Genomic DNA, 13,265 nt, shown 5'->3' on the forward strand with positions numbered 1-13,265 from the left:
TGGACGAAACGGCTTTCTGAGACTACCAAGTGCGTTCCATCCGGTGGGCCGCGGGAATGCTAGCGTTCTAGCAAGTACATAGTGATGTGTAGAGAGGGGCGGCTCATGGACATCACCTCCTTCGCCTGGATCGCCTGGCTCGTCCTCATCCTCGTGTTCGTGATCATCGAGATGCTGACGCTCGACTTCGTCTTCCTGATGATCGCGATCGGCAGCCTGGGCGGCCTGATCGCCGGGCTGTTCGGGGCGCCGTGGTGGCTGCAGCTCATCATCGCGGCCGCGCTCTCGGTGGTCCTGGTGTTCTTCATCCGGCCGCCGCTGCTGCACCGGCTCAAGCGCGGCGGCGACCCCACCAAGAGCAACGTGGACGCTCTGATCGGGATGAACGGCGTCGTCGTCTCCACCGTCTCGCGCACCGCGGGACTGGTCAAGCTGTCCGTCGGGGAGACCTGGACCGCGCGGCTCTCGCCCGCCCAGTCCGGTCCCGCGGAACTGGTGCCGGGCGAGCACGTCATCGTCCTGAGCATCGAGGGCGCGACGGCCGTCGTCGCCCCGTCACCGGTGTCGGCGGGAGCCGGCGACCTCACCGAGAGGAGCCTCACGTGACCGACGTCACCCAGCTCGTCGTGACCATCGTCGTCTCGATCATCGTCCTGGTGATCGCGATCTTCGTGCTGGTCACGCTGTTCCGCTCGATCCGGATCATCCCGCAGGCACGGGCCGGCGTGGTCGAACGGCTGGGCCGGTACCACAAGACGCTCACCCCCGGCCTCAACGTCGTCGTGCCCTTCATCGACAAGGTGCGGCCGCTCATCGACCTCCGCGAGCAGGTGGTCTCCTTCCCGCCGCAGCCGGTCATCACCGAGGACAACCTCGTCGTCTCGATCGACACGGTCGTGTACTTCCAGGTCACCGACGCCCGCGCCGCGACCTACGAGATCGCCAATTACCTCGGTGCCGTCGAGCAGCTCACCACGACCACCCTGCGCAACGTGGTCGGCGGCCTGAACCTCGAGGCCGCCCTGACCAGCCGAGACAACATCAACGGCCAGCTGCGCCTGGTGCTCGACGAGGCCACCGGCAAGTGGGGCATCCGGGTGTCCCGCGTCGAGCTCAAGGCGATCGAGCCGCCGGTGTCCATCCAGGACTCGATGGAGAAGCAGATGCGCGCCGAGCGCGACCGTCGCGCGCTGATCCTGACGGCCGAGGGTACGAAGCAGTCCGAGATCCTCAACGCGGAGGGTCTGCGGCAGGCCGCGATCCTCAAGGCGGAGGGCGACGCGAAGGCCGCCGTGCTCCGCGCCGAGGGCGAGGCGAAGGCCATCACCACGGTCTTCGGCGCCATCCACGAGGGGAACCCGGACAACCTGCTGCTGGCGTACCAGTACCTGCAGACGCTGCCGAAGCTCGCCGAAGGCAGCGCGAACAAGCTCTGGGTCATCCCGAGCGAGCTCACGGAGGCGTTGAAGGGCATCGGCCAGGCGTTCGGCCCGAAGGGCGCGCCCGCGGCCGGGCTCGACGCGGTCCCGGCCGGCACGCAGCCGGCGCCGACGGTGGAGGCCGCGGCCGCCGCTCCCGCGACCGGCCCGGCTGCCCCGCCCGCTCCCTCTGCTTGACATCCTGGGCGTGACGTTCCTCGACGGACCGCGGGCGCGCATCATCGCGCACCGCGGCCTGGCGCTGGACGCGCCGGAGAACACGCTGCTCGCCTTCCTGAAGGCGCTGAGCGCGGGCGCGACGCACCTCGAGACGGACGTCCACGCCTCGGCCGACGGCGAGGCGGTGATCAGCCACGACTCCGACCTGACCCGGGTGGCCGGCCGCGACCTGCGCGTCGAGCAGCTGACCCTCGCGGAACTGCGGCGCATCCCGCTCGGTGCTGGTCAGTCGTTCTGCTCGCTGGCGGAGGCGCTGGACGCCTTCCCCGACGCCCGGTTCAACATCGACATCAAGGACGAGCGGGCCGCGGCGCCGGCAGCCGCCGCGATCGTCAGAACGCGCGCGACCGACCGGGTCCTCCTCACGAGCTTCTCCGCCGCGCGCAGGAGGGCCGCCGCCTCCGCCCTTCCGGAGGTCGCGGTCTCCCCGTCGGTCGGCGATTTCCTGCCGGCGCTGGTCGGCGCGAAGCTGGGGATCCGTCCGCTGACCCGGCGCGCCCTGAGCGGCTTCGCCGCGGTGCAGATACCGCAGCGGCGAGGTCCCCTGCGTCTGGTCACCACGCGGACGGTCCGGGCGATCCAGGCCGCCGGCGCAGAGGTGCACGTTTGGACCATCGACGACGTCGCCGACATGATCCGGCTGCTCGACCTGGGAGTCGACGGTATCGTCACCAACCGCTGCGACCTCCTGAAAAGCCTGGTCGACGCGCGAAACTGAGCCTCCGCTCCTCTTCCGTCACTGTGAGCCCACTGAGAGAAGGGGACTGCCGGAAAGAGAATCCCCAGCTTGCTGGTTTATAACTGTGAGGATTCGCGCGAAGAGGAGACCACACGATGGCAGATCGCAGTTTGCGCGGAATGAGACTTGGCGCCCAGAGCTTACAAAGCGAAGAAGGCGTCGTCTACTCTCCGCGTTCCCGTTACACCTACCTGTGCCCCGATTGCGGCAAGGAGACCGAAATGGTCTTCTCCGCCGAGGCCGAGGCTCCCAGTGCCTGGGAGTGCAAGCACTGCGGCCACGAGGCCCACTTGCTGGTCGACGACAAGCCCGTCGAGATCGACCACTCGGACGTCAAGACGCCGCGCAGCCACTGGGACATGCTCCTGGAGCGTCGCACCCGCGCCGAGCTCGAAGAGCTCCTCGAGGAGCGACTCCAGTACCTGCGCGCACGCCGCGGGACCGAGCACAAGCACACCGCCTGACGCCCGGCACCCCGTACAGCCGCTCTCACCGTTCCGGTGGGAGCGGCTTTCTCATGTCCGACGTCGGCAGCCTCCGGCAGAGCGACGCCGCCAGGAGGCCGAAGAGACCGAGGCCCGCGACCAGGAACTCGATGCCGCGGCTGAGCAGGGTCGACGGCGTGGTCGTGGTGCCGAGCGGGACGTTCGCGACCATGTGACCGGGAGCGAACGGGGCGATCTCGGTGATCGTCCTCCCGTCCGGTGCGATGATCTGGCTGCTGCCGACCGTCGAGATGTTGACCAGTGCGCGGCCGGACTCGATCGCGCGCAACCGGGCGATCGCGAGCTGCTGCTGATTCTCGTCGGTCTGGCCGAAGTCGGCGTTGTTGGTCTGGGCGAGGATGACCTGCGCGCCGTCGTTCATCATGTCGCTCAGGAGCTGGTCGTCCACGATGTCGAAGCAGATCGAGATGCCCGCCCGGACGCCGTGCACATCGAACACGTTGTCGCGGGTCCCCGGCGTGTAGTCGCGGCCGATGAGGTCGATCAGCTCAGGGGCGAACGGCCGCCAGAACGATCGGTCCGGCACGTACTCGCCGAACGGCACGGGGTGCTTCTTGTCGTAGTAGTCAACCGCGCCCTTCCCTGCCTCCCACTGCAGCGACGTGTTGAAGTACTTGCCGTCGCGGTAGGTGATCGTCCCGACGATCATCGGAGCGCCGAACCGCCGAGCCTGCTCGTCGAGAGCTGCGGCGCTCGCGGGATCGCGGGTCGGATCGGGCTGCGCCGCGCCCTCCGGCCAGACCACCATGTCGACGGCGTTCTTCCCGGTCACCTCCGCGTCGGGGATGGCGTTGGACGCGGAGATCTGGGAGTCCAGCACCGAGTACTCCGTCGCCCGCTTGTCGAAGTAGCCGGCAGGGCCGTTGCCCTGCACGGCAGCGATCCGGGTCGTGCCGTGGGTGGTCGCCGGCCAGGACGGGACGGCCAGCACCAGGGCGATCGCACCGAGGGCGACGGCGCCGCGCACGAACGCGCGCACGTCCACCGCGAAGAAGAGCTCGATCAGGAGCGCGACCAGCCAGACCATGACGAAGCTCAGGCCGGAGATGCCGAGCCAGGCGACGAGCGGCGCGTACGGGCTCAGCGACTGCGACTCGGCGACCCGGCCCCAGGAGAAGCCGCCGTACGGCCAGGTGCCGGTCACATACTCCCGCAGCACCCAGAGCCCGGCGACGATCACGGGGACCAGCCCCAGGCGCCCGGCGATGCCCGGCCAGGCCTTCGGAACCCAGCGGTAAGCGAGGGTGATCAGCACCCCACCGGCTCCCCAGAACAGCGCTTCGAGGGTGGAGAGCGCGATCCATGGCACTGGCCCCAGGTAGAGCGAGGTCCACGACACGTGCAGCAGATAGAACGCCTCGCCGGCCAGCCAGCCGACCGCGAACGCGGAGCCCGCGGTCCGGCCGCGCTGCGCGAACAGCACCATCCCGATCCCGACGAACGTCAGCGGCCAGACGTTGTAGCCGGGAAAGCCGGCCGCGAGGACCGGGCCTGCGCCGAGGGCGAGGAGGAGGGCGCCCCACAGCGGCAGTGGAGCGGGCGGCAGGGCCGCACGGCGCTGGCGGCGGGCGCGCGGCGTTCGGGTCACGAAGGGAGAGCCTAAAGCATCGCGCTCGGCGCCTCTCACAGCGACGTTCTCAGGCACGGCTGTCCCCTCAGGCGACGGCGGAATAGGCGACGATGCCGCGCCGGATCGACTCCAGCGCCTGCCGCGCCGTCCGCCCGACGTTGCCCTGCGCGACCAGCGAGAGCTGGTCGAGCAGGTCGATCGTCTGCTTCGCCCAGCGCACGAAGTCGCCCGCGGCCATGTCGGCCTCGCGCAGCACGACGTCCAGCGTCGCGCCGCGTGCCCACTGGTGCATCGCCAGCGCCAGCGCCGTCGAGACGGGCTCGCTGCCGGGCAAGCGGTTGTCCCGCTCCAGGTCGTCCAGCCGGGCCCACAGGTCGGTGGTGCGCTCCAGCGCCGGGCGGAAGGCGCCGCGCGGGAGATTGCGATCGTGCGCGAGGCCGTCGTCGCGGCGCGGCTCGAAGACGAGCGCGCACGCCATGGCGGCGAGGCTCGCAGCGTCGAGCTCCTTCCAGTACCCGCGGCGCAGACACTCGGCGACGAGGAGGTCGCGCTCGCCGTAGATGCGCTTCAGGGTGCGGCCGTGGACGGTCAGGGCGGTCTCGCCGTCCTCCTCCGTCAGGTAGCCGAGCTCCAGCAGCACGTCGGACACCCGGTCGAAGACCTTCGCGACCGCACCAGTGCGGGACTGGATCTGGGCGCTCAGCCGGTCGGTGTCGCGCTTGAGCTTCCACCAGCGCTCCGCCCAGCGGGCGTGCTGCTCCCGGTCCGGGCAGCGGTGGCACGGGTGCTCCTTCATCCGCTTCCGCAGCGCGGCGAACTGGCGCTGCCGGCGCTCGCGCTCGGCCTTCGAGGCGTTCTCGATGCGCTGGCCCTTCTTCTCCAGGTCGCTGAGCTCGCGGCGGATGCGGGAGTACTCGCGGAAGTCGCCGAGGTGGCACTCCATCGCCTTCTCGTAGCCGGCGAGCGACTCCTCCTGCTGCCGCACCTTCCTGGCGAGGTCGACCACCGCGCGGTCCGCCTGGAACTGCGCGAACGACGACTCGAGGATCTCGCGGGTGCGCGCCCGGCCGAACTGGTCGATGAGGTTGACGGCCATGTTGTAGGTGGGCCGGAAGCTGGAGTTGAGCGGATAGCTGCGCCGGGAGGCCAGCGAGGCGACCGACTGCGGGTCGAGGCCGTCCTCCCACTGGATGACGGAGTGGCCCTCGACGTCGATGCCGCGGCGACCGGCGCGCCCGGTGAGCTGGGTGTACTCCCCCGGAGTGATCGGCACGCGCGCCTCGCCGTTGAACTTCTCCAGCTTCTCCAGCACGACGGTGCGGGCGGGCATGTTGATGCCGAGCGCCAGCGTCTCGGTCGCGAAGACGACCTTGACCAGCTTGCGGCGGAAGAGCTCCTCCACGACCTCCTTGAAGGCCGGCAGCATCCCGGCGTGGTGCGCCGCGACGCCGCGCTCCAGGCCCTCCAGCCACTCCCAGTAGCCCAGCACCGCGAGGTCCTCGTCCAGCAGGGTGCGGCAGCGCTCCTCGACGATGGCGCGGATCTCGTCGCGCTCGCGCTGCTCGGTGAGCCGCACGCCCTCGCGAAGTGTCTGGCGGACGGCGGCGTCGCAGCCGTTGCGGCTGAAGATGAAGAAGATCGCCGGGAGCAGGTTGTGCTCGTTCAGCATCCGGACGAGGTCCGCGCGGTTCATCCGGAAGGTGTCCGGCCTGCCGCCGCGCGAGTGGTACCGCCCGACGTCCCGCGCCTGCCGGCCCGCGAGCACCCGGCCGCCGTAGCGCGCCATCTGCACGAGCTCCGGGTTCACCCGGTTGGTGGCCGCCAGCCCGGACGAGTCGAACAGGTCGATCAGCTTGGTGCGCATCAGGATGTGCTGCTCCAGCGGCACCGGGCGTTCCTCGGAGACGACCACGTCGGTGTCGCCGCGCACGGCCTGCAGCCAGTCGCCGAACTCCTCGGCGTTGGACACCGTGGCGCTGAGCGAGACCATCCGCACGGCCTGCGGCAGGTGGATGATGACCTCCTCCCACACGGCCCCGCGGAACCGGTCGGCGAGGTAGTGCACCTCGTCCATCACGACGTACGCGAGGTCGCCGAGCAGGTCGGAGTCCGCGTACAGCATGTTGCGGAGCACCTCGGTGGTCATCACCACGATGCGGGCGTGCGAGTTGATGTTGGTGTCGCCGGTCAGCAGTCCCACCGACTCGGGCCCGTACGCCTCGACGAACTCCTGGAACTTCTGGTTGCTCAGGGCCTTCATCGGGGTGGTGTAGAACACCTTCGAATTCGCCTCGCGCATGGCGAGGAACACCGCGAACTCGGCGACGATCGTCTTGCCCGCCCCGGTCGGCGCGGCGACCAGGACGCTGCGCCCGTTCTCCAGGGCGGCGCACGCCTCGCGCTGGAACGGGTCGAGGTCGAAGCGCAGTCCGGCCCGGAAGGTCTCCAGCAGAGGCTGCTGCGCCCGCTGCCGCGAGGCGGCGAAGCGTTCGGCCGGGGAGAGCTGCTGCTGGTCGGTCACGCGACCAGCCTATGCCGCGAGCTCGGCCTCCAGCCGCATCGCGGCCTTGGCCGCGCGGCGGTCGTGCAGCCAGGCGACGCCGTACGCGCCGAAGTAGAGGACCACCATCGGCACCGCGAGCAGGAACATCGAGAGCACGTCGGCCGCCGGCGTCGCAATGGCGGTGAAGAGGGCGATCAAGATGATCGCCCACCGCCAGGACCGGATGATCGACGCGGCGCTCAGCACGCCGACGAAGTTGAGCAGCACCAGGAACACCGGCAGCACGAAAGCGACGCCGACCGCCAGGACGAGCTTGGTCACGAAGTCGATGTATGTCTTCGCGTCGATGATCGCCGCGTCCTGCTCCGGTGCGAAGCTGGTCAGGAGGCTGACCATGTGCGGCACGAGCATCCAGCCGGCCACGCCGCCCGCGATGAACAGCGGCACCGCGGTGAAGAAGAAGCCGAAGGCGTACTTGAGCTCTTTGCGGGTGAGCGCCGGCACGAAGAACGCCCAGATCTGCCACAGCCAGACCGGGCTGGAGATGATGATGCCGATGGTGATCGCCATCTGCATCTTCAGGTCGAAGGCGCCGGTGATGCTTCCGTAGTTGAGCAGCGCCTCGCGGCCCTGCTGCTTCGCGATCTGCGTGATCGGGGCGCGTAGCGCGTCCATCACGGGTCCGGCGAGGATCCAGCCCGCGACCGCGCCGACCAGGAGACCCAGCGCAGCGCGGAACAGACGTTTACGAAGCTCGACGAAATGCTCGGCCAGCGACATCCGGCCTTCGCGGTTCTTGCCTCGCTTGGTGGAGGCCACGCGGCTACTGCTTCGGCTTGGACTCGGTCGAGTCGGTGCTGGGCGCCGCGGGAGCCGCAGGAGCCGCGGCGGAGGGCGCAGGGGTGCTCGGAGCGGCGGCCGACGCGTCGGCGCCCGGGTTCGCGGCGGTGTTCGCGTCGCCGTCCTTGCCGTCCTTCTTCATCTCGTCGACCTCGCCCTTGAAGATCCGCATGGACTGGCCGACGCTCTTCGCGAGCGCAGGGAGCTTGGGAGCACCGAACAGAAGGAGGATGACCGCGAGAATGATGAGCAGGTGCCATCCGGTGAGGCCGCCGAGCATGATTACGTCCTTCTGTTCAAGTACGAGTAGCGGAACGGATCCGCATTGACGAGTATTTTACCGCGCCGGACTCGCCGGTCTCTGCGAGCTTGCCGTGCGACCTGACGGTCGGCCACGGCCTGCTCGCGTTCGGCGCGGAGCACGTCAGCGTCGGCGAAGACCGCGCTGTGAAACTCAGCGTACCGCATGTCACCCGAGCGTTGGCTGAGGATGTCCGCTTTCGCGATGAGCGCGCTCGCCTCACGCCCGGCCGCCATCGCTTTGCGGAACAGCCACCAGGCGAAGAACGCCAGCATGCCGAGCAGCCCGAGCACGAGCACGACCCAGATCACGACCCACGACCACCACGGCATGCAGGGAGCCTAACGGTAGCGGTCCGCGCCCGCACGGGCCCAGTCCGCGACGATCCGGCGTGCCTCGGGAGGATCGAGGACGGTGAGCACCCCGGCGAGGCCGGCGACCAGGCGCTTGAGGCCGTGGAAGTGGGCCACGCGCACGCTCGTCCGGATCACGCCGTCGTGCTCCTCGCGTGCGGCGCCCTCCGGGATGTAGTCCTCGATGAGCGGGATCGCGGACGCGGACACCTCGACGGTGACGAGCTGGTCCTCCGGCGTGCCTTCGAAGAGCGTCTCCGGCAGCTTGAGATCGCCCGGCCGGTAGGTGATCGGCTCCGCGGTGGCCACGAGGCCGTCGATGCGGTCGAGGCGGAAGGTGCGGATCGCGGTGCGCAGGTGGTCCCAGCCGCGCAGGTACCAGTCCTGGTCGACGGACTCGACGCGCAGCGGGTCGACCCTCCGGCGCTCCCGCTCCCCGCGGGAGTTGAGGTAGTCGAACTCGAGCTGCGTCCCGGCGATGACGGCGTCCCGGATGGTCGCGAGGGCCTCGTCGGACTCCGACCGGGCGACCGCGACCTGGCTGGGCGCGGCCGACGCGCCGCGGGCCAGCTTCGCCATCAGCGAGCCGATCACGTCGCGGTCGGCGTTCTCCGGCAGCGCCGTCAGGTACTGGAGGCCGGCGATGAGCGCCGCGGCCTCCCGCGCCGAGAACCGCGGCGAGTCGTCGATCGCCACCTGGTGGGTCAGGACGATGCGGTCGTTCTCCTCGAAGTCGTCCCAGGAGATGTCGAACAGGTCGCCGGGCTGGTAGGCGTTCGTCTCGCCCGGGACGCCGGAGACGGCGATCAGCCGCACGGCGTCGCGCATGCTCTCCTCGTCCACCCCGAAGTGCTCGGCCGCCTCGGCGACGGTCACCCGGTCGCGGTCCATGAGGTACGGGACCAGCGCGAGCAGGAAAGCCAGCTTGTCCTGCGCCTGCATCGGGCGCCTGCGCTCAGCCACGGCCGTGCTCCTCCCCCGCGCCCCCGGCCCCCATGCCCACAGCGCCCTCGTGCGCCTCGGCGACCGTCACCAGCCGCTCGACGACCTTGTCGCGCAGCTCCTGCGGCGAAAGCACCAGCACCTCCGGGCCGAAGGCCGCGAGCTGGTCGGCGAGGATGTTGATGTCCGAGAAATTGACCGTGAGGCGGAAGGCCGCGCCGTCGTGCGCAGCAGGCACGGCGTCGCCGTAGCGCTTGCGCAGCCGGGTCGCTGCGTCGGTGCCAGCGGTCACCTCGATCTCGGCGACGTTCTCCGCCCAGATCCGCTCCAGGTCCTCCAGGGCGCGCTCGGCGAAGTCGTCGCCCTCTGGCGTGAAGGTGCGGTTCGTGACCTTGACCGGCCCGACCATGCGCGAGAGCAGGAACGTGCGCGAGCCGCCGGCCTCCTGGTCGATGCCCTGCAGGTGCCAGCGGCCCTGGTGCTGCACGAGCGCGAGCGGCGCGACCGTGCGCACGCGCGACGCGCTCTCGCCCGGCTTGAGATAGGGGAACTGGACGATCGCGTTCCGCTCCAGCGCCTGGCTGAGCGGCTCGAAGGCGCTCTCGCGGGCGCGCAGGCGCGGCGCGTAGCCGACCACCGGCTCGTCGGCCTCCACGCCGAGCGAGCGCAGCTTCATCAGCGCGCGACGCGACTCCCCCGACAGCGAGCCCTCCCGCCACACCGTGGCGGCGAGCCCGAGCAGCGTGATCTCCTCCGGGGAGAACACCACGTCGGCCGGGAGGTCGTAGGCGCCCTTCGGGATGCGGTAGCGCAGCAGCTGGTTGTTGCCAGCGGCATCCGGCGACTCCACCGTTTCCAGGGGGACGCCGAGCTCTCGGATGTCGTCCTTGTCGCGCTCGAACTGGCGCTCCAGGCTGCTGTTGTCGCCGTGCGCCTCGTAGCGCTGGCGGTAGCCCTGGACGGTCGAGAGGATCTCGTTCTTCGTCAGGCCGTTCTCGGTCGCGAGCAGCGCCAGCACGAGGCTGAAAAGACGCTCCTCGACCGGGACGCGCGCGGGCGAAGACGAGGATCGGGGCACCCGACCATCCTAGTCGGGACTCAGCGGATACCGAGGATGTCGACCACCCAGGCGGAGGCCGGCACATTGCCGTTCGCCGGCGCCTCGATGACGAGCTGCGAGCCGACCTTCTGGCCGACCAGCGGCTTCAGGACCTCCTGCGGGAGCGCCTGGTTGAGCGCGCTCTGGCCGGTGCTCATCGAGACGATGTCGGGCGACTTGCTCTGCCAGCTGCTCATCACGACGTTCTTCTGGTCCCAGCCGACCGCCGTGTAGTGCAGGACGACCTGCGAGGTGGCCTTGACCTCCTCGCCGTCGCCCTCCTTGAGGACCTCGCTGCGGACCGTCTTGGGAGCGCCGCCCGAGGACGGGATCGTGATGCCCGGCTGGCCGGTCGGAGCGAGCACCACGGTCGGGAAGCCGGACACCGAGGGACGGACCTCGCCGTTGGCCGCCGGGAGATAGGCGTGGACGATGTCGGCGACGAGGATGGTCGTGTTGCCGGAGCCGGCGCCGCCGGCGTCCTTCGGCGAGATCGCGACGGCGACCCGCGAGCCGACCGGCGCGCAGAGCAGGCCGTTGCTGATCGCGGCGTTGGAGTTGCCGATCGTGATCGGCGTGGTGTCGCTGCCGTAGCTGCTCTTCTCGCCCACCTGGCCGGACTGGCCGTCGAGCAGGGTGTACTGGATCTCCACCATCTGGCCGTTGATGACCGGGGCGCCGGTGCCCGTGGTGATGATGGTGCGCTCGGAGGTCGTGGTGTCGACCGGCTTCGGGAAGGAGATCGTGGGCTCCTTGCCGATCGGGCCCGTGGCCGTCACCAGATCCGACGCCTGCCCGCTCTTCAGGGCGGAGCCGCAGTCGGCGTTCGGGTTGGACGAACATCCGGTCAGCGCCGCGGCGGCGATGCCGAGGGCGAGGAGGGCGACGGACGATCTTCCGAGTGCGGTAGCTCTGCGCACGGGTCCTCTTTCGATGCGAGCGGTGGGGGTGTCGGGTCGGGCGGCGCGCCTCGCGACCTCCACCATGCTAGTCGACGTGCGGGTCGCGCTCGTCACCGGGCGCGTCGGCGCCTGCCGGGCCCTCCGCGCCGCCCTCGCGGGCCAGCGTCGCGCTCGCCTCGGCCTCCCGCATCCGCTTGCGCAGGCTCTTCGGGCTGGACTGGCGCTCGCCCAGGGCGCCGGGCGTCCATGCCTCCACGTCGGCATCGTCGTAGTCGCTCTTCGAGGGCCGGCGCTTGAGCTCCGGAAGGACGGTGTCCGGCGCCAGCCGGCGCGCGGTGATCAGGAAGCCGGTGTGCGCGATCATCCGGTGGTCCGGCCGCACGGCGAGGCCCTCCACGTGCCAGCCGCGGACCATCGTCTCGCTGGACTGCGGGTGCGTGTAGTCGCCGGTCGCCCGGATCGCCTCGGCGACGCGCGAGAGCTGCGTGACGGTCGCGACGTAGCAGAGCACGACACCGCCGGGCTTGAGCGCTGCGGTGACGGCGTCCAGGGTCTCCCACGGCGCGAGCATGTCGAGCACGACGCGGTCGACGCTCGCGGGCTCGACGGCGGCGGTCAGCTCCTCCTGGAGGTCGCCGACGGTGACGGTCCAGTTCGACGGGTCGGCGCCGAGGAACGTCGCGGCGTTGGCACGCGCCACGTCGGCGAACTCCTCGCGGCGCTCGAACGACAGCAGCCGGCCCTCCGGCCCGATCGCGCGGAGCAGCCACAGCGACAGGGCGCCGGAGCCGACGCCGGCCTCCACGACCGTCGCGCCGGGGAAGATGTCGGCCAGCGCGAGGATCTGCGCGGCGTCCTTCGGGTAGATGATCGCCGCGCCGCGAGGCATCGACATCACGAAGTCGTTGAGCAGCGGGCGCAGCGCCAGGTGCTCGACGCCGGCGTTGTTGACGACGACGGAGCCGTCCGGCAGGCCGATGATCGCGTCGTGCGCGAGCACTCCGCGGTGGCTGTGGAAGAGCTTGCCCGGCTCCAGGGTGATCGTGTTCATCCGGCCCTTGGGCCCGGTCAGCTGGACGCGGTCGCCCACCCTGAACGGGCCGGAGTTCCTGCGGCCTTCGCCCGACGTGTTCTCGGCGGTCATCGGGGGTCCTCCTGATCGGTAGCGGCGGCGCGCCGCCCGGCGGCGACGGCCGCGATGTCCTCGGCCGTGCGGCCCTCCAGCGTCGCCCACAGTGTGTGCTCGTCCGACTCCGGCAGCGGGACGATGTGCGGCACGCCGATCGTCGCCGCGCCGGAGGCCACGGCCGAGGACAGCCCGACCAGCGAGTCCTCGATGGCCACTGTCTCGCCGGGTGCGACGCCCAGCAGCTCGGCGGCGCGCAGGTACGGGGCCGGGTGCGGCTTGGGGTCGGTGACCTCGTCGCCGCTCACGATGACGTCGAAGGCGTCGAACGGGATCGCCGCGACGATCTGCTCGGCCATGCTGCGGACCGACATGGTGACCAGCGCGGTGCGCACGCCCCGGTCGCGCAGCGACCGGAGCAGCTCGCGCGCGCCGGGACGCCACGGCACGCCCTGGTCGGCCAGCCGCTGCCGCACGCGCTCGGTCAGCCAGTGCACGATCTCGTCGGGATGCATCGCGACGCCGCGCGAGCGCAGGATCTCGGCCGAGTTCCACAGCCCCAGGCCCACCAGCAGCAGCCCGTCGTCGTGCGTCCAGGTACCCCCGAACGAGCCGACGAGCTCCTGCTCGGAGGCCATCCAGTACGGCTCGGTGTCGACGAGGGTGCCGTCCATGTCCCAGAAGACAGCGGCCGGCAGCGGGTGCGTGGTCAGATCGGTCACGACC

14 protein-coding genes are annotated in these 13,265 nt (G+C 70.4%); 4 read left to right on the forward strand and 10 right to left on the reverse strand.

The features are described from left to right. Nucleotides 1-105: 105 nt before the first annotated feature. The 4 genes from AC1ROW_RS02550 to AC1ROW_RS02565 all read left to right on the forward strand — a co-directional run bounded on the left by AC1ROW_RS02550 (nucleotide 106) and on the right by AC1ROW_RS02565 (nucleotide 2,861). On the forward strand, nucleotides 106-606 hold the full coding sequence (locus tag AC1ROW_RS02550; RefSeq protein WP_493017294.1) for an NfeD family protein: 501 nt from the start codon (nucleotides 106-108) through the stop codon (nucleotides 604-606). After that, the gene (locus tag AC1ROW_RS02555; RefSeq protein WP_493017295.1) at nucleotides 603-1,616 is read left to right on the forward strand and encodes an SPFH domain-containing protein; all 1,014 of its coding nucleotides are present in this window, start codon (nucleotides 603-605) and stop codon (nucleotides 1,614-1,616) included. The genes AC1ROW_RS02550 and AC1ROW_RS02555 overlap by 4 nt, the downstream gene beginning before the upstream one ends. Nucleotides 1,617-1,626: 10 nt before the next feature. Beyond that, nucleotides 1,627-2,376: a glycerophosphodiester phosphodiesterase family protein gene (locus AC1ROW_RS02560; RefSeq protein WP_493017296.1), complete on the forward strand. Its 750-nt coding sequence runs from the start codon at nucleotides 1,627-1,629 to the stop codon at nucleotides 2,374-2,376. Nucleotides 2,377-2,492: 116 nt separating this feature from the next. Then, a complete protein-coding gene (locus AC1ROW_RS02565; RefSeq protein WP_493017297.1) occupies nucleotides 2,493-2,861 on the forward strand; it encodes an RNA polymerase-binding protein RbpA in 369 nt (122 codons plus the stop codon). Nucleotides 2,862-2,886: 25 nt separating this feature from the next. Here the strand turns inward: AC1ROW_RS02565 and lnt are convergent, their stop codons facing one another. From lnt to AC1ROW_RS02615, 10 genes are all read right to left on the reverse strand, one after another. Beyond that, nucleotides 2,887-4,491, reverse strand: a complete 1,605-nt coding sequence (gene lnt / locus AC1ROW_RS02570; RefSeq protein WP_493017298.1) for an apolipoprotein N-acyltransferase — start codon at nucleotides 4,489-4,491, stop codon at nucleotides 2,887-2,889. Nucleotides 4,492-4,558: 67 nt separating this feature from the next. Continuing rightward, entirely contained in the window at nucleotides 4,559-6,994 is a 2,436-nt protein-coding gene (locus AC1ROW_RS02575) for a DEAD/DEAH box helicase (RefSeq protein ID WP_493017299.1), read from the reverse strand. 9 nt (nucleotides 6,995-7,003) lie between these two features. Then, nucleotides 7,004-7,756, reverse strand: coding sequence for a twin-arginine translocase subunit TatC (tatC, locus tag AC1ROW_RS02580; protein ID WP_493018346.1), 753 nt, complete (start codon nucleotides 7,754-7,756; stop codon nucleotides 7,004-7,006). Nucleotides 7,757-7,799: 43 nt separating this feature from the next. Beyond that, on the reverse strand, nucleotides 7,800-8,096 hold the full coding sequence (gene tatA / locus AC1ROW_RS02585; protein ID WP_493017300.1) for a Sec-independent protein translocase subunit TatA: 297 nt from the start codon (nucleotides 8,094-8,096) through the stop codon (nucleotides 7,800-7,802). Between the two features lie 2 nt (nucleotides 8,097-8,098). Continuing rightward, the gene (locus AC1ROW_RS02590) at nucleotides 8,099-8,449 is read right to left on the reverse strand and encodes a hypothetical protein (RefSeq protein ID WP_493017301.1); all 351 of its coding nucleotides are present in this window, start codon (nucleotides 8,447-8,449) and stop codon (nucleotides 8,099-8,101) included. Between the two features lie 9 nt (nucleotides 8,450-8,458). Next, nucleotides 8,459-9,433 (reverse strand): helix-turn-helix transcriptional regulator, encoded by a 975-nt coding sequence (locus AC1ROW_RS02595; protein ID WP_493017302.1) that lies wholly within the window; start codon nucleotides 9,431-9,433, stop codon nucleotides 8,459-8,461. Further along, nucleotides 9,426-10,490 (reverse strand): helix-turn-helix transcriptional regulator, encoded by a 1,065-nt coding sequence (locus AC1ROW_RS02600; protein WP_493017303.1) that lies wholly within the window; start codon nucleotides 10,488-10,490, stop codon nucleotides 9,426-9,428. Before AC1ROW_RS02600 ends, AC1ROW_RS02595 begins: the two co-directional genes overlap by 8 nt. A 20-nt stretch (nucleotides 10,491-10,510) precedes the next feature. Further along, nucleotides 10,511-11,431 carry an FKBP-type peptidyl-prolyl cis-trans isomerase gene (locus tag AC1ROW_RS02605; protein WP_493017304.1) on the reverse strand — a complete coding sequence of 307 codons (921 nt, stop codon included), beginning with the start codon at nucleotides 11,429-11,431 and terminating at the stop codon, nucleotides 10,511-10,513. A 67-nt stretch (nucleotides 11,432-11,498) separates the two neighbouring features. Continuing rightward, nucleotides 11,499-12,557 (reverse strand): tRNA (adenine-N1)-methyltransferase, encoded by a 1,059-nt coding sequence (locus AC1ROW_RS02610; RefSeq protein WP_493017305.1) that lies wholly within the window; start codon nucleotides 12,555-12,557, stop codon nucleotides 11,499-11,501. Beyond that, complete coding sequence (locus tag AC1ROW_RS02615; protein ID WP_493017306.1) at nucleotides 12,554-13,261, reverse strand: HAD family hydrolase; 708 nt, start codon at nucleotides 13,259-13,261, stop codon at nucleotides 12,554-12,556. The genes AC1ROW_RS02610 and AC1ROW_RS02615 overlap by 4 nt, the downstream gene beginning before the upstream one ends. Nucleotides 13,262-13,265 lie beyond the last annotated feature (4 nt).

It is taken from the genome of Leifsonia sp. GW821-FHT13C09 (assembly GCF_058806435.1).

Excerpts from the sequence above, each read along its gene's own strand:
- AC1ROW_RS02565 (WP_493017297.1), top strand. The coding sequence starts at position 2,493 with ATGGCAGATCGCAGTTTGCGCGGAATGAGACTTGGCGCCCAGAGCTTA.
- tatC (WP_493018346.1), bottom strand. The coding sequence starts at position 7,756 with ATGTCGCTGGCCGAGCATTTCGTCGAGCTTCGTAAACGTCTGTTCCGC.
- AC1ROW_RS02590 (WP_493017301.1), bottom strand. The coding sequence starts at position 8,449 with ATGCCGTGGTGGTCGTGGGTCGTGATCTGGGTCGTGCTCGTGCTCGGG.
- AC1ROW_RS02550 (WP_493017294.1), top strand. The coding sequence starts at position 106 with ATGGACATCACCTCCTTCGCCTGGATCGCCTGGCTCGTCCTCATCCTC.
- tatA (WP_493017300.1), bottom strand. The coding sequence starts at position 8,096 with ATGCTCGGCGGCCTCACCGGATGGCACCTGCTCATCATTCTCGCGGTC.
- AC1ROW_RS02610 (WP_493017305.1), bottom strand. The coding sequence starts at position 12,557 with ATGACCGCCGAGAACACGTCGGGCGAAGGCCGCAGGAACTCCGGCCCG.